Origin of the sequence: Salipiger sp. PrR003 (genome assembly GCF_010500785.1) — a bacterium.
Lineage (GTDB): Bacteria > Pseudomonadota > Alphaproteobacteria > Rhodobacterales > Rhodobacteraceae > Salipiger > Salipiger pacificus_A.
Genome location: NZ_JAAGOV010000087.1, coordinates 146,448 through 165,761 on the forward strand (window position 1 = coordinate 146,448; position 19,314 = coordinate 165,761).

Here is a 19,314-nt window from a genome sequence, read left to right on the forward strand (position 1 = left end):
GAGATGAGCGTTCTTCCCAGCTTTCACATCGCCACGCCGGACGAGATGCCGGCCAAGGGGACCATCGCCCTCGTCGGGGCTGGCCCCGGCGCGGCGGATCTGCTGACCCTGCGGGCGGCGGCGCGTCTTCAGACAGCCGATGTGATCTTCTATGACCGGCTCGTCGATCCCGAGGTGCTGGCGCTGGCCGGGCCGCGCGCCGAGCTGGTCTTCGTCGGCAAGGAGGTCGGCGCCCACGCCTGGCCGCAGGAGCAGATCAACGCCGTCATCGTTGCCGCCGCCCTGCGGGGGCGCAATGTCGTGCGTCTCAAGTCCGGCGATCCCGGCATCTTCGGACGCGCCGCCGAGGAACTCGAGGCCGCGCGGATGCACGGCATCGAGACCGAGATCGTCCCCGGGGTGACCGCTGCCATGGCCGCCGCCGCCCGCGCCGGCATCCCGTTGACGACGCGCGGCGAGACCGATGCGCTGGTGCTGGCCACTGGCCACGCCCGCGCCGGCGATCCCCTGCCCGACTGCGCCCGCCACGCCCGGCCCGGCGTCGCGCTGGCGCTCTACATGGCGGTGAGCCAGGCCGAGCGGATCACCCGGTCGCTGCTGGAGACGGGGATGCCCGAGGATGCGCCGCTGACCATCGCGGTGGAGGTCTCGAAGCCGGGCGAACGGATCATCATCGGGCGGCTCGTGGACCTTCCGGCGCTGCTCGTCCAGCACAGGGTAAAGGGCTGCGCGGCGATCCTCGCGAGCTGGCCGAAGATGGCGAAGGCCGGGGTGTGCGAGGGAGCGACAGGCAAGGCGCTGGCCTGAGCCATCCTCTTGACGATAGCTCGGCGGATCAGAGCACCGAGATCAGCCGCGCCGCGCTTTCCACGCCGTCGATCACCGGCTTGTCGAACCGTTCCCGCAGGTGTGCCGTCAGCTTCGCCATGCCGGCGCAGCCGAGGATCACGCAATCCACACCGTCGCCCGCCATGGAACGCGCGGTCTCGGCGGCCACCGCCTCGGTCGCCGCCTCGGGATCTTCCTCAAGCGCCAGAACCGGCACGTCGGAGGCGCGCACCTTGCCCAGCAGGTGCTCGAAGCCATAGCGGATGACGTTCTCCTCGAGGATCGGCACCGAAACCGCCAGCGTAGTGACCACTGAGAAGCTCCAGCCGCGCAGGGCGGCGGCGTGATAGGCCGCCTGCCCGATGCCGATCACCGGCACCTTCGAGCGGGCCTGCGCCTCGGCCAGCGCGGTGTCGTCGAAACAGGCGATGATGATGCCCTCGAAGCCCTCGGCATTGGCCTTGTCGATCAGCCCCAGCAGCGGCGGCGCAGCCTTCAGCCCGTCGGCGTGACCCTGGATGGCGGGCGGGCCGTCGGCATTCGTCCAGCCCTCGAGGGTCAGCCCCGGCACCGAGGCGCGGGCGACCTCCAGCATGGCCTCGGTCATCGCGGCGGTGCTGTTGGGGTTGATAATGAGGTAGGCCATCAGATCATGCCCTTGCCGGCATCCGACCCCTGCTTCGCCCGCCGCTTGTTCATCGACCAGACGGTGATCAGGAACACCCCGATAATCACCAGCGAAAACGCCGTGGTCAGCGTGCCGAGCGCAAAGATCACCGGCGTGGTGACATTGGTGGTCATGCCGTAGATCTCGAGCGGCAGCGTGTTGTAGCTGCCCGCGGTCAGCAGGGTGCGGGCGAACTCGTCGTAGCTGAGCGTGAACCCGAAGAGCGCGACGCCGATCAGCGAGGGCGCGATGATCGGCAGCACCACGTGGCGCAACGCCTGCCAGTTGCTCGCGCCCTGATCGCGGGCCGCCTCCTCGTAGGATTTGTCGAAACGGTTGAACACCGCGAACATGATCAGCAAGCCGAAGGGCAGCGTCCATGTCAGCTGCGAGCCGAAGCCGGAGCTGGCCCAGTGGATCTTCAGCCCGGCCTGGCTGAAGATCAGCCCGACCCCGAGCGAGACCAGGATCGAGGGGATCACCAGCGCGGTGATCACCAGGTAGAACAGCACCACGTTGCCGGCGAAGCGCTTGCGGAAGGCCAGCCCGCCCATCACCGAGACGATGACGGTGGTGACCATGACCATGAGCCCCAGCACGAAGCTGCGGCGGAAGCTGCCCCAGATGTCGCCCACCGCCTGCTGCTGGAAGAGGTCGAAGAACCAGTGCAGCGACGCGCCGCGCATCGGGAAGGTGAGGCCGCCCTGTGGCCCTTGGAAGCTGAGGATCGCGATGGTGAAGGTCGGCCCGTAGAGGAACAGCAGGAACAGCACGAAGAAAGCGCCGAGCACGTAGAAGGAGCGGGGGCGGGTTTCCATGGATCAGAGCTCCTTGCGGATGTCGACGAAGCGCAGAAGGATGCCGATGACCATCAGCACGGTGACCAGCAGCACCACCGCCGTGGCCGAGGCCGAGGGGTACTGCAGCAGCGCGATGTCGTTCTGGATGAGCCGGCCGACGTTGGCCGATTGCGAGCCTGACATGAATCGGACCGTAACGAAGTCGCCCATCACCAATGTGACAACGAAGATCGTGCCGATCATGATGCCCGGCTTGCACAGCGGGATGATCACGTTGGTCAGCGTCTGGAACCCGCTGGCGCCGCCGTCATAGGCCGCCTCGATCAGCGATTTGTCGATGCGCATCATGGTGTTGAAGATCGGCACCACCATGAACAGCGTGTAGAGATGCACGAAGGCCAGGATCACCGAGAAGTCCGAGTAAAGCAGCCAGTCCAGCGGCTCGTCGGTGATGCCCGCCGAGATCAGCGCCGAGTTGGCCAGCCCGTTGCGCCCGAGAAAGGGGATCCACGAGATCATCCGGATGATGTTCGAGGTCCAGAACGGGATGGTGCAGAGCAGGAAGAGCGCGATCTGCCACGTTTGAGTGCGCACGTGGAAGGCGAGGAAATAGGCGACGGTGAAGCCGATCCCAAGGGTGAAGGCCCAGACGATCAGCGCATATTTGATGGTGTTGCCGAACACCCGGTAGGTCACCGGCGAGCCGAAGAGGAAATCGTAATTTTCCCAGCTGAAGGCCGGGATGATCGAGAATTCCGTCGCCTGCCAGAAGCTGACGACGACGATCATCGCGATGGGCAGCACGAGGAAGAGGATCAGGACGAGCGTCAGGGGCGAGGCCAGCAGCCAGCCGGTCAGGTGTCGGTTCGTTTCGCCAGCGCGCATGGGGCCTCCGGTCGTTGTGTCCTGCGGCTGCACCGCATCATGGGCCGCGCCCCGGGCACATCCGGGGCGCGGCGGTCTCGGTCAGGACCAAGGTGTGAAGGTCAGACCCGAGGGATCAGGCCGAGAAGATCAGGCCGCGATGAACTCGTTCCACTTGCGGACCATGTACTGGTTCTCGTCCATGACCGCGTTCCAGCAGGCGACGGAGCCCATGCGCTCCTCGAAGGAACCGCCGTCGCGCACCTCGCCGGCCTGTGCCATGGCGTCGCCGAAGGGGTTGGTGATGGTGTCGGTGGCTTCCTTGCCCTCGAACCAGTAACCCCACTCGTTCTCGGTCATGTAATCCTTTGAGGTTTCCGGGACCGCCGAGTAATAGCCCTGGCGCATCAGGAAGCCGCCGACCCAGCCATCGAGGTACCAGTTGATGTACTCGTAGGCCGCGTCGAGCTCGAGCCCCGAGAGGTTCTTCGACAGGCCGATGCCGCCGCCCCACGAGCGGTAGCCCTCCTTCAGCGGCTGGTAGACGCAATCGATGCCACGCGACTTGACGGCCGTGATCGCCGGCGACCACATCGACTGGATCACCACCTCGCCCGAGGCCATCAGGTTGACGCTCTCGTCGAAGGTCTTCCAGAAGGCGCGGAACTGGCCGGCTTTCTTGGCCTCGGTGAAGATCGCCATGGTCTTGTCGATCTCTTCGCGGGTCATGTTGCCCTTGTCGCCATAGGCGATCTCGCCCATCGCTTCGCAGACCATGGCGGCGTCCATGATGCCGATCGAGCTAATGTCGAGGATCGAGGCCTTGCCCTTGAACTCGGGGTTCAGAAGCTCGGCCCAAGTGTCGATCGGGCGACCGATGAGGTCGGGGCGGATGCCCAGTGTGTCGGCGTTGTAGATCGTCGGGATGAGGGTCATCCAGTTGGTCTGTTCCGAGGCGAACGTGGTGCCGTCGGGACCGTCGGTAAAGCCCACGGTATGCGGCGCGGTGCCCTGCGCGATGGTCGACTCGGGCGTCAGCTTGCCGTCCTTGAAGATACCGACGATCTTGTCGTAGTTCTTGATCTTGCTGACATCCATGGCCTGCAGGTTGCCGGTCGGCCAGACCTTCTTGCAGATCCAGTACTCGATGTCGGCGATGTCGAAGCTGCCGGGCTGGGTGGCGGCCCGCTGGGTCACCGCGTCGGAATCCAGCGCGGTCATCTCGAGCGTGAAGCCAAGGTCTTCCTTCACCTTCTGGCCCACCTCGTTGAGGTTCGACACGCCGGTGCCGAATTGGCGCAGAGTGACATCCTTGATGTTCTGCGCCCAGATCATCGGCGCCGGGAAGGCGCTGGCCGCACCTGCGGCGGCGGCGCCCTTCAGAAGCGTCCGCCGGCTGAGGGTCTGTTTGGTCATGGTGGTCTCCCTGTCTGTTGTTTTTCTGGTTTGCGGTCTTTGGAAATGCGTATTTGGAAAGAGAAGAAGGGGCAGCGCCGCGCGCGGCGCGGTCAGGCCGAAAGCGGATGCAGCGCCCGGTCGTCCCAGCTGAGGCCAACCCCGTCGCCGGGGGATTTCGGATCGGAGAAGAACTGCGCTTCCGGCACCCAGGCCGTGACATCCTGATCGCCGGCCGCGAGGACGGTCACCGCCACATGCGCGCCCTGGAACTCCACCGAGGTGACCCGCCCGCCCAGAGGCGCGCCGGTCTCGGGGGCGATGCGCGTCAGGTCATTGCGGATGGCGAAACGGCCCTGCGGCAGCGCCAGCACGTTGTGCCCCCCCATGAACCGGGCGACGAACTCTGTCTTCGGCGCATTGAACACGTCGCGCGCGGGGCCCGCCTGCTCGATCACGGCGTTGTTCATCACGACGATCTCGTCGGCCAGCGCCAGGGCCTCGTCCTGGCCGTGGGTGACATGCACGAAGGTGATGCCAAGCTCGCGCTGCAGGCGCTTCAGCTCGGCGCGCATGCGGATGCGCAGGAACGGGTCCAGCGCCGAGAGCGGCTCATCGAGCAACAGGATCTGTGGCTCGGTGATCAGCGCCCGTGCCAGCGCCACGCGCTGCTGCTGCCCGCCCGAGAGCTGCGAGGGCAGGCGCTCTGCATAGGGCGTCATGTCGACGAGCGAGAGCATCTCCATCGCCGAGTTGCGGCGTGTGGCGGCGTCGACGCCCTTCATCTTCAGGGAGAAGGCGACGTTGTCGGCCACCGACAGGTGCGGAAAGAGCGCGTAGCTCTGGAACATCATCGCCGTGCCGCGCTTCGCAGGCGGCAGGTAGGAGATGTCAGCCCCGCCCAGCACGATCGAGCCGTCGCTGACCGTCTCGTGCCCGGCGATCATCCGCAGAGTCGAGGATTTGCCGCAGCCCGAGGGGCCGAGCAGGCAGGCATAGACGCCCGAGCCGAAATGGTGGTTGATCGCGTCCACCGCGACAGTGTCGCCGTAGCGCTTGGTCAGGCCGACGAGTTCAAGATCGAGTCCTTGGCGCATGTGTCCCCCGTTGTTCCGGCCTCAGCTCCGCCGCAGCGGCTGCCTCCAGATCGTGTCCCCGGGGCGCGCGAAAAACGAAGCGCGGGCGACGATGGGGAAGGCCAGAAACTGGTGTCCGCTTAAATTTTCACCAATGTTCATGACCTCTGTGCGCTTTTTGACTTCATATTGTATACGATCCTCGAAATCATCCCGTGCGATCCCCGCACCACTTGTGCGCACAGAGGCTCTGGGGGAACAGTGAAGCGAAAGGAGACACGCGTGAGCTCAGGAGCGGAAAACCCGGGAAGAACCGCAGAACGCGCCAAGGGCTCCAAGGCCCGGTCTGTCGCAGATGCGCTGACCTTGGCGGTGCACGAGCACCGTCTGGCGCCGGGCCTCAAGCTGAACGAGGACGAAGTCGGTGAGATCTTCGGCGTGGGGCGGACAATCGTTCGCTCGGCGCTACAGATGCTGGCGCATGATCAACTCGTCACGATCGAGCCCAACCGCGGCGCCTTTGTCGCGGAGCCGTCGATCCGCGAGGCCCGCGAGGTCTTCGAGGCCCGCGCGCTGCTCGAGCCGCGCACGGCCCGCTCGGCCGCCGAACGCATCACAGCAGAGGGCGTCGCCCGGCTGCGCGCCCACAACAGGGCCGAGCACGCGGCGCTCGACAGGGGCGACTACGGCACCGCGCTGCGGCTCTCCGGCGAGTTCCACATCAAGATCGCGCGCATTGCCGACCAGTCCACCATCGCCGAATTCATCACCCAGCTCATCGCAAGATCTTCTCTGGTCATCGCTCTTTACTGGCGCAGACCCGAGGCAATGTGCGAAACTCATGCGCATGAGGCGCTGCTGTCCGCCCTTGAACGGGGCGACGGCGCCACGGCGGAGGAGATGATGAAGGGCCACCTGCTCGATCTGCTGTCGTCGCTCGATCTGCGCGAGGCCCCGCCTCCGCCGCAGAGCTTGCGCGACGCCCTGCGGCCATGATGCTGCGAACCATGACCCGGGCCGATCTCGGCCGGGCGCTCGACTGGGCCGCCGAGGAGGGCTGGAACCCGGGGCTCGAGGATCTCGAGGTCTTTCATGCAACCGACCCGAGCGGCTTTTTCTGCGCCGAGCTTGGCGGCAAGATGGCGGCGGCGATCTCGGTGGTGAACCATTCTCCCACGCTTGCCTTCCTGGGGCTCTACCTCTGCGCACCGGCGTACCGCGGCCAGGGCATCGCCCATGCGCTCTGGCTGCACGCGCTGAGACACGCCGGCGACCGCACGGTCGGGCTCGACGGCGTACCGGCGCAGCAGGAGAACTATCGAAAGTCGGGCTTCGTGCTGGCCGGACAGACCAGGCGCTACGCCGGGAGGTTGCACGCTGGGCACGGCAAGGGGGTGACCTCGGCCTCGGCGGCGGACCACCCGCTGCTGATGGAGCTGGAGCGCCGCGCCTGCGGCTATGCCAAGCCCGCCTTCTGCGCCGCCTGGCTTGAACCGGCGCAAAGCCGCTACACGCTGGTACACCGGATCAATGGCGCGCCGGATGGGTTCCTCACCCTGCGGCGGTGCCGCGAAGGCTGGAAGATCGGCCCGCTCTGCGCGCCGGATCTGCAGGTTGCAAGCACGCTGCTAGAGGCTGCGGCCCAGCACACCGAGGACGAGCCGGTGATGATCGACCTGCCGCAGGGGTCGGCGCCGCTGGCCGCGCATTGCCTCGAGATGGGGCTCGAGCAGATGTTCCACACCGCCCGCATGTATCGGGGCCCCGCTCCACTGCCCGGACCCGGCCTGCACGCGGTGGCGACTCTGGAGCTCGGCTGAGGCCGGGCTCGCTGGCTCAGACTTTGGAGAGCTCACTCTCGAGTTTCAGCACCCGGCCGCCGTCTTCCTGCTCAATGAGGAAGGCAGGCGTGTCCGAAGAGCCATTGCGGGTGATCTCCTGGCCCTTGATCTTTCGCGTGACCCTGCGCTCGAAGCGATCTGCGATCTTGCCCTTGGCTCTGCCATCGCCCCAATTCCACTCTACGATTTCGCCGACTTGAAACTTGCTCATCATGTGCCTCCCTGGATTACCTTGGGGAAACACGCATTCAAGCTTGGAGGTTCCTGCGTTACTCGGAGGTCGCGGCGCCCGGCTCCGCCGGAAGCGCCTCGCCCTCGGTCGGATCGGCCCCTTCGTCCGGCGCCTCCGCAGGGGTCTCGCTGTCCTGCACGGGCGTGTCGGTGGTCAGAACGCCGTTCACCCATGTGCCGGTGCTCTGCTCGCCGGTGGCATAGCGCATGGTGCCCTCGCCCTGTCGCTTGCCGTCCTTGAAGTTGCCCTCATAGACATCGCCGTTGGCATAGGTCGCCACGCCCGCACCCTCGATCTCGCCGTTGACCCAGCCACCCTCGTAGCGGAAGCCGTCGGGCATGGTGATCGTGCCCTGCCCGTGGCGCTGCCCGTCGCGGAAGGCGCCTGTATAGACCGTGCCATCAGGATAGGTGGCGGTGCCCTCGCCGTGGCGCTGACCATCCTTCCAGTCGCCCTCGTAACGGTAGCCGTCGGGGTAGGTCATCACCCCCTGCCCATCGTTGCGGGCGTTCTTGAACGTCCCCTCGTAGACCAAGCCGTTGGCGTAGCGAGCCACGCCCTGCCCCTCGATCACGCCGTCGACCCAATCGCCCTCGTAGGTGGAGCCGTCGGGATAGGTGATCTTGCCGGTCCCGTTGGCGAGATCGCCAAGGAAGGCACCCTCGTAGACAGACCCGTCGGGATAGGTAACCTTGCCCTGCCCCTCGATCTGCCCCGAGACCCAGTCACCCTCGTAGCGGTAGCCGTCCTCGCCGATGAAGGCGCCTTTGCCCTGCCGCTGGTCGTTGTCAAACTGGCCCTCGTAGACATCGCCATTGGCGTAGGTGACCTTGCCCTGCCCCTCGCGGCGGCCGTCGACCAGTTCTCCCTCGTAGACATCGCCGTTTGGCTGAGTCAGCTTGCCGATCCCGTCGATCTGACCTTCGCGCCATGTGCCCTCGTAGATCAGACCGTCCGGCATGGTCAGCTTTCCCTGGCCATCGCGCAGCCCGTTGGCAACGCGGCCCTCGAAGACCGATCCGTCGGGATAGGCGATCTCGGCATTGCCCTGCTTGACGCCGTTCACCCAGTCGCCCTCGTAGCGGTAGCCGTTGGGCCCGGTCATCACGCCGCGTCCGTGGTGCAGCGCGTTGCGGAAGGCGCCCTCGTAGCGCATGCCGTTGGCGTATTGCATGACGCCCTTGCCAGTGATCTTGCCGTCGAGCCACGACCCCTCGTAGGTCCCGCCGTCGGCAAAGACGATGCGGCCGATGCCCTCGGGCTTGCCCTTGGCGAACTGGCCCTCGTAGACCGAGCCGTTCGGGAAGCGCGCGACGCCCTCGCCGCGGATCTCGCCCTCGGCCCATTGGCCGGTGTATTCGTAGCCATTCGGCAGCCGGTAGGTGCCGGTGCCATGCTGCAGCCCGTTCTGGAAGGTGCCCTCGTAGACCCCGCCATCGTCGTATTGCTTGGTCTGGACCTCGCCGCCCTCGACCTGCGCCAGCGCGGGATAGGTCAGCGCCGCGATCGCCACTGCCGTAAGGATGGTTCTGCCTGAGAGCTTCATGCGCTTTCCTTGCCGGACCTTGCCGGATGCCTGTTGGTCTGCCCCGAAAATCGACCTGAAAACGGGCCTTCTGCCGCCGCGAAACTAAACAACACCCCCTTGGCTGACAATCTCTTTTGCCCCCAGCTTCTTCCCCTCCGGCGTGGTTCTGCTATGTGGGCACGCGGATGTGACCAAAAGGACGTGGCTCATGGGTGACCGTTTCCGCCTGACCCTCGCGCAGCTCAACCCGACCGTGGGCGATCTTGCCGGCAACGCTGCCAAGGCGAAAGACGCCTGGGAGAAGGGCCGCGAAGCGGGGGCCCAGCTCGTCGCCCTGCCCGAGCTCTTCATCGCCGGCTACAACCCGCAGGACCTGCCGATGAAGCACGCCTTCACGCTGGACTGCATGGAGGTTGCACGCAAGCTGGCCGAGGATTGCGCCGACGGCCCGGCGCTGGCCATCGGCTGCCCCTGGATCGAAGGCACGGAGCTCTACAACGCCTATCTCATCTGCCGGGGCGGGCGGATCGTCACCCAGGTCTTCAAGCACTACCTCCCGAACTACGGCGTCTTCGACGAGGTCCGGGTCTTCGACAGCGGCGCCATCGGCGGACCCTACGCGGTGGGCAATGTGCGCATCGGCTCGCCGATCTGCGAGGATGCCTGGTACGAGGACGTGGCCGAGACCCTCGCCGAGACCGGCGCCGAATTCCTGCTGGTGCCCAACGGCTCGCCCTACCGCCGCAACAAACACGACACCCGGCTCAACAAGATGGTGGCGCGGGTCATCGAAACCGGCCTGCCGCTCATCTACCTCAACATGGTGGGCGGGCAGGACGACCAGATCTTCGACGGCGGCTCCTTCGTGCTGAACCCCGGCGGCCAGGCGGCGCTGCAGCTGCCGGTTTTCGAGGAGGAGATCGCGCAGGTCGATCTGGTGCGCACCCCCGAAGGATGGCGCGCCGAGGCCGGGCGTTTCGTGCAGCACCCGAGCGAGATGGAACAGGACTACCACGCCATGGTGCTGGCCCTGCGCGACTATTGCCGCAAGACCGGCTTCGGAAAGGTGCTGCTGGGCATGTCGGGCGGGATCGACTCGGCGCTGGTTGCCACCATCGCCACCGACGCGCTTGGCGCCGAGAACGTGCGCTGCGTGATGCTGCCGTCGGAATACACCTCCGAGCACTCGCTCGAAGATGCCAAGGCCTGCGCCAAGAACCTCGGCTGCCACTACGACTTCGTGCCCATCGCCGAGGCGCGGGCTGCGATCACCAACACTCTGGCGCCCCTCTTCGAGGGTCGGCCCGCCGACCTGACCGAGGAGAACATCCAGTCGCGCCTGCGCGGGCTGCTGTTGATGGCGCTCAGCAACAAGCGTGGCGAGATGCTGCTGACCACCGGCAACAAGTCCGAGGTCGCGGTGGGATACGCCACGATCTACGGCGACATGGCGGGCGGCTACAACCCGATCAAGGATCTCTACAAGACCCGCGTCTTCGAAATCTGCCGCTGGCGCAACGAGAACGCGCGCCCTTGGATGAAGGGCCCCGAGGGCGAGGTGATCCCCGAGCGGATCATCACCAAGCCCCCCTCCGCCGAGCTGCGCGAGGACCAGAAGGACAGCGACAGCCTGCCCGACTACCCGGTGCTTGACGGCATCCTCGAGATCCTCGTGGACCGGGACGGCTCGATCTCCGATTGCGTTGCCGCCGGCTACGACCGCGCCGACGCCAAGAAGGTCGAGCACTTGCTCTACATCTCCGAATACAAGCGCTTCCAGTCCGCCCCCGGCGCGCGGCTGTCGCAAAAGGCCTTCTGGCTTGACCGGCGCTACCCGATCGCCAACCGCTGGCGCGACAACGGGTGAGCGCGGTGCGGCCCCGGATCCTCTTCGTCGTCGAACGGTTCCACACGAACCTCTGGGAGGCGACGCGCGCGCTGAACGCAGCGGAGATCGACGTGGCGGTCTGGGGCAGTGGCAGCGGCAAGACCGAGGACCACAGCGTCGTCGCGCCGCGGCTCTTTCCCCAAGATGCCGACCCCGGCGCATTCCGTGCCGCCTGGGACGCGCTGCAGCCGGACCTGGTGATCCTGCGCAACGTCGCGCGGCACCGCCGGGCGGTGGCCCGGCTGGCGCGTGCCAGCGGCACGCCGATGTGGTTCTACGACCTCAATCCCTACCACTGGCGCGAGCCGCTGAAGCGCCGGCTGACGCGCCGCTTCCAGGGCCTGCCGCTGCGCCGGGTGACGCCCGTGCTGGGGCTCGACGCGACCATCCCCCCGAACCGCGACGCCCGCTACATCCCCTGGCCCGTCATGGCGGCGCCGGACGCCGCGCCCTGCGACGCCGACACCCGGAACGGCCGAGAGGTCACGGTTCTCTGCGTCGCCAAGCTTCACAACCCGCGCAAGAACCACGGCATGGTGATCGACGCGCTGCGGGCGCAGGGCCGTGCGGGCAAGGTGCGGCTGCTGCTGGCGGGCACCATCGGCGATCCGGTGCAACACGCCGCGCAGGTTGCCGCGCTGCAAGAGGTGGCCTCGGCCGAGCCTTGGCTCGAGCTGCACGCCAATGTGCCCTTCAAGCAGATGCCCGAGCTCTACCGGCGGGCAGACATCTGCATCCTGCCTTCGGTGCGCGAGCCGCTCGGCTTCGCCCCGGTGGAATCCATGGCCTATGGCTGCGTGCCGGTGATCTCGACCGATGCCGGCTCGGCGGGCTACGTGCGGCACGGCGAGAATGGGCTGCACGTCGACGTAACCCGCACCGGCGCAGTGGAAGATGTGCTGGCCTCGCTCCTCGACGACGCCGCGCTCCGGCATCGCCTCGGCGCCGCCGCGCTCGCAACCGCGCAGGGAGACCTCGGCGCCGAGCGCTTCGTCACCCGGATGCGCGCGCTGCTGCAGGAGAGCGGCGTCACCCCCTGAGCTTGCGCCTGCTCACTCCCACCAGCGGTCGATGCGCGCGATGTCGTCGTCGGACCAGCCGAAATGATGCGCGAACTCGTGCACCGTCACGTGGATGACGAGCTCCTCCAGCGTCACGTCATCCCGCTCGCGCCACTCCTGCAGGATCGGCTCGCGGAACAGCCAGACCGTGTCGGGATAGGGTGAGGGCCAGCTCGAGGACTTCTCGGTCATCGGGATGCCCTCGTAGAGACCGGTCAGCTCGAGCGGGTCGTCGATCTCCATCTCGTCGAGAATCTCCTCCGGTGGCCAGTCCTCGACGCGCAGCACGACCTCGGCGGCGGCGGCGCGGAAGGGCGCAGGCAGGGCATCGACCGCGGCACGGGCCATGGTCTCGAAGGCGGCGAGATCCGGAGTGTTCATGCAGCGGATATGGCGTGCCGGAGGGCGCGGGAAAAGAGGGAACCGCGGCGCGCTGCGGCCCGGCGCGGCGGAGTTCTCACAATGACGCAAAGACAGGTCGCTTTTGGGAATCCATGTCGCAAACGGTACAGATTTTCCCCGCCCCCGCTCTTAGCTGCGCGCTCCGTTTGCAGGAGAGTCGCATGATCACCGTCCACAGCATCCCCGAGGCCTTCTCCGAGACCGACTGCGCCCGTCTCATCGAGATCGCGCGCACCGCAGAGGCCTCGGACGCGCGGCTGGTGGGGCAGCAGCGCGCGCACAACCTGCGCCGGGCCGATCTGGTATGGCTCGACGATGTCGCGGGCGCGGAGTGGGTCATGGACCGGATTATCGAACTGGTGCGCGACGCCAATCGCAGCGCCTATGACTTCGCGCTTGACGCCTTTGACGAGAGCGCCCAGATCGCCCGCTACGGTGCCGAGCGCGAAGGGCATTTCGACTGGCATTCGGACATCGGGGAAGGCCGCCTCGCCGCGCGTCGCAAGCTGACCATGGTTGTGCAACTCTCGGACGAGGACGACTACGAGGGCGGCGCGCTGGAAGTCATGCCGTCGAACCACATCGTCACGGCAGGAAAAGAGCGCGGCACCGCCACGCTCTTCCCGTCCTACATGCTGCACCGCGTGACCCCGGTGAGCAGCGGCGAGCGTCACTCGCTGACCATCTGGGCGCACGGGCCGGCCTTCCGCTGAGGCCCGCGCGCCTCGGGCGCGCAAGCCAGACCCTTTCGGGCCCGCTCAGCTCAGCAGCAGCTGGTAGCTGTGCGGCACGTAGCGGAAGCCGTCGTCCTCGGCCTCGACGTAGCCGATCGCCGGGAAGGGCATGTGATAGCCGATGAAGGGCGTCTTGTCCTCGGCCAGGGTGCCGAAGATCTTGCGTCGCGACGAGGCGGCGAGCTCCTTGTCCATGTCGAAGCGCACTTCCCAGTCGGGCTTGCCCACCGACCAGACATAGTGGTTGGCCAGATCGGCGGTCAGCATCAGCTTCTTGCCACCACTTTCGAGCATGAAGCACATATGGCCCGGCGTATGCCCGGGCGCCAGAACGGCAGTGATCCCCGGCGCCACCTCGGCGCCGTTGCCGAGGAAGCTGAAGCTTCCCTCCAGCGGGCGCACCTTGCCGTCGAAGGTCTCGTTGCCGGCGGAGGACCAGTGATCCCATTCCTCCTGCCCGGTGAGCAGCGCGGCATTGGCGAAGGTTGGCGTGCCATTCTCCGAGAGCCCGCCGATGTGGTCGCCATGCATGTGGGTGATCACCACGTGGCTCACGTCCTCCGCGGCATAGCCCGCCGCCTCGACCGCGGCGACGATACCCGCCGGGTCGAGCCCGGTGTCGAAGAGGATCAGTGCGTTGCCGGTATTGACCAGCGTCGGCGTGAAGAAGAACTGCGCCTTGTCCGTCGGGATGTTGGCGGCCTCGGAGACCTCGGCGAATTCCTCGGCGCTGGCGTTCATGCCGAAGGTGCCCTGTGGGTCAGGCACGGTGCGAGTGCCGGTCATCATCGCGGTGACTTCGAAATCGCCCAGCGGCACGCGGTAGGTCCGCGGCACCTGCGGACCCTGCGAGTCCTGCGCCCGGGCTCTCGTGGCACCGCCAAGAGTGGCGCCAAGCGGCAACGCGGCAGCGCAGGTCAGCGCCGTGCGGCGGGTGATCTTGTCCTTGTCCATTGTCGTCTTCCTCTCTTGTTGCCCTGCAGGCGGTCTTCCTGTGCGAAAGGATAGCGCCCCCGCGTCATTCGGCCACAGGGCACGGGCTGGCGCATCATCACATCCTTGTATTTGCGCGGGATTGACCGAACTCTTCGTAGGCTGCGCCGCTGCCCGGCCGCAGTGCTGTCAGGCTCGGATTTCGCGCGCGCCGCATTGCGCGAGCAGCCCGCGCACCATGGCCCGCGTGCAGAGCGTCGTGCCCGGCGTCGTCACCGTCGCGCTGGCCGCGGCCGCGCCGAGCGCCAGAGACTCCGGTGCGCTCAGGCCAGAGGAAATCCCGAAGGCATAGGCTCCGACGAAACTGTCCCCCGCCCCCACCGCCGAGAGCACCGTGACCTTGGCCGCGCTCACCTGCCAGAGCCCGTCCGGCCCCGCCATGACCGAACCATCCGCGCCGCGCGCAAGGATCACCCGCTCGGCCGCGCCCCGCGCCACAAGCTCGGCAGCGAAGCGGGCGGAGTCGGCCCGGGTCATCAGCGGCCGACCCGCCAGGTCCTCGGCCTCGAGACTGTCCATCCGCAGCACCGCCGGCGCCGGATCGGTGCCCTTGGCCAGAAGCTCGAGCACCGGCCCCGAGGTGTCGACGATCAGATAGGCGCCGCGCTCACGCAGCGCGCGGGCAAGCTCGATCGGGAAATCACTCGGCACCCCCGGCGGCTGGCTGCCGCTGAGCACCACGATGCCGCCCTCGTGCACGGTGCTGGCAACCGACGAAAGCGCGTCGTGCACGTCCCCCTCGCTCCAGACCGGCCCGGGCATGACGAAGCGGTATTGTTCGCCGTTGTGGCGGTCGTGCACGGCGAGGCTCTCGCGCGTTTCGCCCGGGGCGCGCATCCGCACCAGCGGCAATCCGAGTTCTTCCAGCGCCGCCTCGAGCCGCATCCCCGTCGGCCCGCCGAGTGCCAGAAACGCCCGTGCGGGGCCACCAAGCTCGGCGGCCACCCGCGCGACGTTGATGCCGCCGCCGCCGGGATCGGCGCTTGGCGTGTCACAGCGCAGCTTCGGCCCGGCCACCACGCGATCCGTGGTGGTCGACAGATCGAGCGCGGGATTGAGCGTGACCGTCAGAATGTCTCTCATATGGCGGAGAATACACGGCTTGGACACCGCGCCAAGGGCCGCGAACTGGACAAACCGCCGCGCTTGTGAAATTGCCAGCCGCGTATGCAGGAGGCTAGCATGACCACCACCCGTTTCGCACCGTCGCCCACCGGTCACATCCATGTGGGCAACCTCCGCACCGCGCTGTTCAACTACCTGATCGCGCGCAAGGCCGGCGGCACCTTCATCCTGCGCATCGATGACACCGATGCCGAGCGCAGCAAGGAAGAATACGTCGACGGCATCAAGCGCGACCTCGAATGGCTCGGTCTGCACTGGGACAAGACGGAGCGACAGAGCGCGCGGCTGGACCGCTACCATGCCGCCGCCGACGAGCTGCGCGCCCTGGGCCGTTTCTACGAGGCCTTCGAGACGCCGACCGAGCTGGACCTGAAGCGCAAGAAACAGCTCAACATGGGCAAGCCGCCGGTCTACGACCGCGCCGCGCTGGAGCTGTCCGAGGCCGAGAAGGACGCCCTGCGTGCCGAGCGCGGCAACGGCGTCTGGCGGTTCAAGCTGGACCAGCAGCGCATCGACTGGACCGACGGCATCCTCGGCGACATCTCGATCGACGCCGCCTCGGTGTCGGACCCGGTGCTGATCCGCGGCGACGGGCAGATCCTCTACACGCTGGCCTCGGTGGTCGACGACATGGACATGGGCGTCACCAACATCGTGCGCGGCTCGGACCACGTCACCAACACCGCGACGCAGATCCAGATCATCGAGGCGCTCGGCGGCACGCCCCCCGGCTTCGCGCACCATTCGCTGCTCACCGGCCCGCAGGGCGAGTCGCTGTCCAAGCGCCTCGGCGTGCTGTCGATCCGCGACCTGCGTGAGGCGGGTGTCGAGCCCGAGGCGCTGCTGTCGCTGATGGCGCGTCTGGGCTCGAGCCAGCCGGTCGAACTGCGCCTGTCGCTGGACGAGATCGCCGAAGGCTTCGAGCTGAGCCAGTTCGGCGCCGCCCCGACCAAGTTCGACGAGCAGGATCTCTACCCGCTGACCGCCCGCAAGCTGCACCAGCTGCCACTCGAGGCGGTTGCACCCCAGCTCACCGAGATCGGCGTGCCCGAGGGCAAGCAGGCGGCCTTCTGGAACGTGGCGCGCGAGAACATCGTGACCCGCAAGGAGATCGCCGGCTGGTGGGAGCTGTTCCGCGACGGCGCCGAGCCGCTGATCGCCGACGAGGATCGCGACTTCATTGCCGAGGCGATGGCGCTGCTGCCCGAAGGCCCCCACACCACCGAGACCTGGGGCGAATGGACCAAGGCGGTGAAGGAAGCCACGGGCCGCAAGGGCAAGGGCCTGTTCATGCCGCTGCGCAAGGCCCTGACCGGGCTCGAGCGCGGGCCGGAGATGGCGGACGTGCTGCCGCTGCTCGAGAAGATACCGGCAAGAGACCTGGCGAAGTAAGCGCCGGGCTATCGAGATGCGAAAGGCGGACCCCCGGGCCCGCCTTTTTCATGTTTGCTTCGTCGCGCAAGCCCGCCCCTCTCGCGCTGCACGCTTAGAAGCCGCCTCAGACTTCCTGCCGCTTCGCCTCCAGCCAGCGCCGGTCCGCCTCGACTGTCAGCGCCGCCTCGGCATGGGCAAAGGTGTAGTCGCGGGTGATCTCGGCCGCCACGGCCAGCGCGGGCCACTCCGCGCGGCCCAGCACCTTCATCGCCGCGAGTACGCTGGCGATCACCTCGGGCCGCGCCGCGCCGTCGCGGATCAGCGGGTAGAAGCCGTCCTCCAGCAGGTGCGCGGGATTGAGCGGCGCCATCTGCACGTGCGGAAAGTCCGGCGTCGCGTGCTCCGGGCGGCCAAGCTTCATCAGCATTCGCTCCAGCCGCTGGACCACGTCGATCGCCGTGCCCGGATCGTTCACCGCGGGCGAGAGGGCGCGGATGGCGATCTCGTTCATCACCATCACCCCGTAGCGCGCGTCCTGCTCCATGGTACGCGCCGCGCCGACAGTGAAACACTCGGCGATCTCCTCGGGGGCCACATGGCCGCCCGCGACCAGTCCCAGCGGCATGCCTGGCACCAGATGGGCTCCCGGATGGGCGATCACCCGGAACATTGCTTCGGAGGCCGCCAGCTTCTCCTCCAGCGCCTCGAGGTTGATGTATTGCACGTAGCCGGCGGCTTTCGCCGGCACCTCGATTGCGTCCGACGGCAGCGCATGCTCGGGACGGGCGGCGCCCAGCGAAGGGCGCGCCATCGCCCGCTCCAGCGGGGGCAGCGCGCTTTCCACGACCCGCTCGAGCGTGTGGTCCATGCTGCCCATGACGCTCAGGTGGCCGATCCAGCGCAGCATGGCGAGGATCACGGCGACGATGCAGGCAATGGTCAGGAAGAAGATCACCACCGCCGATTCTTCCGAATAGAGCCCGGCGTTGAACAGCACGAGCGCGGTCAGAGAGAAAAGAAAGGTGCCGGTGAAGGCGGCCAGCGCGGTCTGCGCGGTGGTGTCCTGCAGATGCAGCCGGTAGGCGCGCGGTGTCGCCTGGCTCGCCGCCGACTGGAAGGCCTGCACCATGACCGAGAGCGAGAAGGTGGTGACAGTCAGCATTGTCGTGGCAAGGATCGACAGGATCGGCGTCACCGCGTCCGCGCCGAAACGGTCCTTCATCCAGTCCGGTATCAGCGACTGGAAAAGCGGCGCCACCGCCACTGCCAGCAAAGCCAAAACAGCTCCGAGCAGCACCCTCACCCCGAGCCGCTTCGAAATACGGTAAAGCAGCAGCAGCCAGCGTGGGGTCATCTGGCGAGCACCCGCGCGCCGAGCCCCGAGAGCGCCGCATCGACAAAGGCGCGCTCATCGTCCGTCAGGCTTTGCGCCCGCGGGTATTGCGGCGCGGCGCGGTCATTGAGGATAGGCGCTTCCCAATTGGCGGTGGTGGCAAGGAAGCGCTCGGCGCCCGCCGCACCGAACTCACCGAGATAGCCCTGCAGCACCACGTCGAGGTAGCTCAGCAGGACCGGGTGCGCGGCATCGGGGGGCAGGCGGTCGCGCTCGGGAACGACGTAAATCGCCAGTTCCTCCACCCGTTCGGCGGGGTGGCGCACATCCTGCAATGCATCGGTCCGGTCGTAACAGGCCTCGCGCAGGTCAAGCGCGGCCCAGCCCGCGTCATCGACGGGGGCGATCAGACCCTCGATCTCGCAGGAGGGATCGCGCACCACAGTCAACAGCGACACTGGCCGTCCCGGCACCTGCGCCCAGACCCTGCGCCAGCCCGAGGCCGTGGCCCGGTGCGCCGGGTCGAACCCATGCGTGCGGCGATTGACGAGAGACCCATACCCGAAGAAATAAGATGTGCTCATTCCGCGCTTTTTCTCAGACCCAATTGATATGTGTCAATTCAACCTTTGCCCGAACCCTGTACTTAACCCGCCAATCATTCAAAGCGAGGATATTTCCCGTGCGTGTGACGAAGAGAACGAATATCGCGATCCGTGTCCTGATGCACTGCGCGGCAAACAGCGGGCGTCTGGTCACCAAATCCGAGATCGCCAGATGCTGCAATGCCTCTGAAAACCATCTGGCACAGGTCATCAACCAATTGGCACAGCTCGGGTATCTCAGCACACACCGCGGCCGGAACGGCGGGCTGGAGCTTGCGCGCCCAGCCAGCCAGATTCAGATTGGCGAAGTGTTCCGGACGCTCGAATCCCCGGTGCCGCTGGCCGAATGCTTCGCCGATGCCGACAACACCTGCCCGCTTACCGAGGCCTGTCGGCTGCGTCTCGCGCTGTCCGAGGCGGCGAATGCCTTCTACGCCACGCTCGATCCGATCACGCTTGACGCGCTTGTCTGCGACAACGCCCCGTTGATCGACATCCTCGTGCCGGGCAGGGCCTGCTCGATCCCGCGCGGCACGGCCACGCTTGCGGCGGCTGCGCAAGTATAATA

20 protein-coding genes are annotated in these 19,314 nt (G+C 67.0%); 8 read left to right on the forward strand and 12 right to left on the reverse strand.

Annotated features, from left to right (window positions below; translation table 11 throughout):
* Nucleotides 1-3 precede the first annotated feature (3 nt).
* Nucleotides 4-807: a uroporphyrinogen-III C-methyltransferase gene (gene cobA / locus G0D83_RS27295; RefSeq protein WP_164197657.1), complete on the forward strand. Its 804-nt coding sequence runs from the start codon at nt 4-6 to the stop codon at nt 805-807.
* 28 nt (nt 808-835) lie between these two features.
* On the opposite strand, the gene G0D83_RS27300 is transcribed toward cobA, so the two are convergent.
* The 5 genes from G0D83_RS27300 to G0D83_RS27320 all read right to left on the reverse strand — a co-directional run bounded on the left by G0D83_RS27300 (nt 836) and on the right by G0D83_RS27320 (nt 5,651).
* Nucleotides 836-1,474 (reverse strand): aspartate/glutamate racemase family protein, encoded by a 639-nt coding sequence (locus tag G0D83_RS27300; protein ID WP_164197658.1) that lies wholly within the window; start codon nt 1,472-1,474, stop codon nt 836-838.
* Entirely contained in the window at nt 1,474-2,313 is an 840-nt protein-coding gene (locus tag G0D83_RS27305; protein WP_164197659.1) for an ABC transporter permease, read from the reverse strand. Before G0D83_RS27305 ends, G0D83_RS27300 begins: the two co-directional genes overlap by 1 nt.
* Nucleotides 2,314-2,316: 3 nt before the next feature.
* On the reverse strand, nt 2,317-3,180 hold the full coding sequence (locus G0D83_RS27310; protein WP_164197660.1) for an ABC transporter permease: 864 nt from the start codon (nt 3,178-3,180) through the stop codon (nt 2,317-2,319).
* A 129-nt stretch (nt 3,181-3,309) separates the two neighbouring features.
* Nucleotides 3,310-4,575, reverse strand: a complete 1,266-nt coding sequence (locus G0D83_RS27315) for a PotD/PotF family extracellular solute-binding protein (protein WP_164197661.1) — start codon at nt 4,573-4,575, stop codon at nt 3,310-3,312.
* A gap of 92 nt (nt 4,576-4,667) precedes the next feature.
* Nucleotides 4,668-5,651, reverse strand: coding sequence for an ABC transporter ATP-binding protein (locus tag G0D83_RS27320; RefSeq protein ID WP_164197662.1), 984 nt, complete (start codon nt 5,649-5,651; stop codon nt 4,668-4,670).
* Nucleotides 5,652-5,912: 261 nt separating this feature from the next.
* Between G0D83_RS27320 and G0D83_RS27325 the strand changes: the two genes are divergently transcribed.
* Complete coding sequence (locus G0D83_RS27325; protein ID WP_164197663.1) at nt 5,913-6,626, forward strand: GntR family transcriptional regulator; 714 nt, start codon at nt 5,913-5,915, stop codon at nt 6,624-6,626.
* Entirely contained in the window at nt 6,623-7,450 is an 828-nt protein-coding gene (locus G0D83_RS27330; RefSeq protein WP_235958205.1) for a GNAT family N-acetyltransferase, read from the forward strand. Before G0D83_RS27325 ends, G0D83_RS27330 begins: the two co-directional genes overlap by 4 nt.
* A 16-nt stretch (nt 7,451-7,466) precedes the next feature.
* Here the strand turns inward: G0D83_RS27330 and G0D83_RS27335 are convergent, their stop codons facing one another.
* Complete coding sequence (locus G0D83_RS27335) at nt 7,467-7,682, reverse strand: DUF2945 domain-containing protein (protein WP_203595120.1); 216 nt, start codon at nt 7,680-7,682, stop codon at nt 7,467-7,469.
* A 58-nt stretch (nt 7,683-7,740) separates the two neighbouring features.
* Nucleotides 7,741-9,249, reverse strand: a complete 1,509-nt coding sequence (locus G0D83_RS27340; RefSeq protein ID WP_164197665.1) for an MORN repeat-containing protein — start codon at nt 9,247-9,249, stop codon at nt 7,741-7,743.
* 190 nt (nt 9,250-9,439) lie between these two features.
* On the opposite strand from G0D83_RS27340, the gene G0D83_RS27345 reads away from it, so the two are divergent.
* A complete protein-coding gene (locus tag G0D83_RS27345; protein ID WP_164197666.1) occupies nt 9,440-11,098 on the forward strand; it encodes an NAD+ synthase in 1,659 nt (552 codons plus the stop codon).
* 5 nt (nt 11,099-11,103) lie between these two features.
* Nucleotides 11,104-12,159, forward strand: a complete 1,056-nt coding sequence (locus G0D83_RS32885; RefSeq protein ID WP_164197667.1) for a glycosyltransferase family 4 protein — start codon at nt 11,104-11,106, stop codon at nt 12,157-12,159.
* 12 nt (nt 12,160-12,171) lie between these two features.
* On the opposite strand, the gene G0D83_RS27355 is transcribed toward G0D83_RS32885, so the two are convergent.
* Nucleotides 12,172-12,561, reverse strand: coding sequence for a metallopeptidase family protein (locus G0D83_RS27355; RefSeq protein WP_164197668.1), 390 nt, complete (start codon nt 12,559-12,561; stop codon nt 12,172-12,174).
* Nucleotides 12,562-12,743: 182 nt separating this feature from the next.
* On the opposite strand from G0D83_RS27355, the gene G0D83_RS27360 reads away from it, so the two are divergent.
* Nucleotides 12,744-13,295: a 2OG-Fe(II) oxygenase gene (locus G0D83_RS27360; RefSeq protein ID WP_108964333.1), complete on the forward strand. Its 552-nt coding sequence runs from the start codon at nt 12,744-12,746 to the stop codon at nt 13,293-13,295.
* 45 nt (nt 13,296-13,340) lie between these two features.
* On the opposite strand, the gene G0D83_RS27365 is transcribed toward G0D83_RS27360, so the two are convergent.
* Together G0D83_RS27365 and G0D83_RS27370 are read right to left on the reverse strand one after the other, a co-directional pair.
* Nucleotides 13,341-14,270: an MBL fold metallo-hydrolase gene (locus tag G0D83_RS27365; RefSeq protein WP_164197669.1), complete on the reverse strand. Its 930-nt coding sequence runs from the start codon at nt 14,268-14,270 to the stop codon at nt 13,341-13,343.
* A gap of 168 nt (nt 14,271-14,438) precedes the next feature.
* The gene (locus G0D83_RS27370; protein WP_164197670.1) at nt 14,439-15,392 is read right to left on the reverse strand and encodes a 1-phosphofructokinase family hexose kinase; all 954 of its coding nucleotides are present in this window, start codon (nt 15,390-15,392) and stop codon (nt 14,439-14,441) included.
* A gap of 99 nt (nt 15,393-15,491) precedes the next feature.
* Here G0D83_RS27370 and gltX point away from each other — a divergent pair, with 99 nt between their 5' ends.
* Nucleotides 15,492-16,826 carry a glutamate--tRNA ligase gene (gene gltX, locus G0D83_RS27375; RefSeq protein ID WP_164197671.1) on the forward strand — a complete coding sequence of 445 codons (1,335 nt, stop codon included), beginning with the start codon at nt 15,492-15,494 and terminating at the stop codon, nt 16,824-16,826.
* A 106-nt stretch (nt 16,827-16,932) separates the two neighbouring features.
* Here gltX and G0D83_RS27380 read toward each other — a convergent pair whose 3' ends face one another.
* Both G0D83_RS27380 and G0D83_RS27385 read right to left on the reverse strand, forming a co-directional pair.
* Entirely contained in the window at nt 16,933-18,162 is a 1,230-nt protein-coding gene (locus tag G0D83_RS27380; RefSeq protein WP_164197672.1) for a DUF2254 domain-containing protein, read from the reverse strand.
* Complete coding sequence (locus G0D83_RS27385) at nt 18,159-18,725, reverse strand: gamma-glutamylcyclotransferase family protein (RefSeq protein ID WP_164197673.1); 567 nt, start codon at nt 18,723-18,725, stop codon at nt 18,159-18,161. The genes G0D83_RS27380 and G0D83_RS27385 overlap by 4 nt, the downstream gene beginning before the upstream one ends.
* A 98-nt stretch (nt 18,726-18,823) precedes the next feature.
* On the opposite strand from G0D83_RS27385, the gene G0D83_RS27390 reads away from it, so the two are divergent.
* Nucleotides 18,824-19,312: an Rrf2 family transcriptional regulator gene (locus G0D83_RS27390; RefSeq protein ID WP_370457330.1), complete on the forward strand. Its 489-nt coding sequence runs from the start codon at nt 18,824-18,826 to the stop codon at nt 19,310-19,312.
* Nucleotides 19,313-19,314: the final 2 nt, after the last annotated feature.

Coding starts and splice junctions, on each gene's coding strand:
- cobA (WP_164197657.1), top strand. CDS start 4: ATGAGCGTTCTTCCCAGCTTTCACATCGCCACGCCGGACGAGATGCCG.
- G0D83_RS27300 (WP_164197658.1), bottom strand. CDS start 1,474: ATGGCCTACCTCATTATCAACCCCAACAGCACCGCCGCGATGACCGAG.
- G0D83_RS27305 (WP_164197659.1), bottom strand. CDS start 2,313: ATGGAAACCCGCCCCCGCTCCTTCTACGTGCTCGGCGCTTTCTTCGTG.
- G0D83_RS27310 (WP_164197660.1), bottom strand. CDS start 3,180: ATGCGCGCTGGCGAAACGAACCGACACCTGACCGGCTGGCTGCTGGCC.
- G0D83_RS27315 (WP_164197661.1), bottom strand. CDS start 4,575: ATGACCAAACAGACCCTCAGCCGGCGGACGCTTCTGAAGGGCGCCGCC.
- G0D83_RS27320 (WP_164197662.1), bottom strand. CDS start 5,651: ATGCGCCAAGGACTCGATCTTGAACTCGTCGGCCTGACCAAGCGCTAC.
- G0D83_RS27330 (WP_235958205.1), top strand. CDS start 6,623: ATGATGCTGCGAACCATGACCCGGGCCGATCTCGGCCGGGCGCTCGAC.
- G0D83_RS27335 (WP_203595120.1), bottom strand. CDS start 7,682: ATGAGCAAGTTTCAAGTCGGCGAAATCGTAGAGTGGAATTGGGGCGAT.
- G0D83_RS27340 (WP_164197665.1), bottom strand. CDS start 9,249: ATGAAGCTCTCAGGCAGAACCATCCTTACGGCAGTGGCGATCGCGGCG.
- G0D83_RS27345 (WP_164197666.1), top strand. CDS start 9,440: ATGGGTGACCGTTTCCGCCTGACCCTCGCGCAGCTCAACCCGACCGTG.
- G0D83_RS27355 (WP_164197668.1), bottom strand. CDS start 12,561: ATGAACACTCCGGATCTCGCCGCCTTCGAGACCATGGCCCGTGCCGCG.
- G0D83_RS27360 (WP_108964333.1), top strand. CDS start 12,744: ATGATCACCGTCCACAGCATCCCCGAGGCCTTCTCCGAGACCGACTGC.
- G0D83_RS27365 (WP_164197669.1), bottom strand. CDS start 14,270: ATGGACAAGGACAAGATCACCCGCCGCACGGCGCTGACCTGCGCTGCC.
- G0D83_RS27370 (WP_164197670.1), bottom strand. CDS start 15,392: ATGAGAGACATTCTGACGGTCACGCTCAATCCCGCGCTCGATCTGTCG.
- gltX (WP_164197671.1), top strand. CDS start 15,492: ATGACCACCACCCGTTTCGCACCGTCGCCCACCGGTCACATCCATGTG.
- G0D83_RS27380 (WP_164197672.1), bottom strand. CDS start 18,162: ATGACCCCACGCTGGCTGCTGCTGCTTTACCGTATTTCGAAGCGGCTC.
- G0D83_RS27385 (WP_164197673.1), bottom strand. CDS start 18,725: ATGAGCACATCTTATTTCTTCGGGTATGGGTCTCTCGTCAATCGCCGC.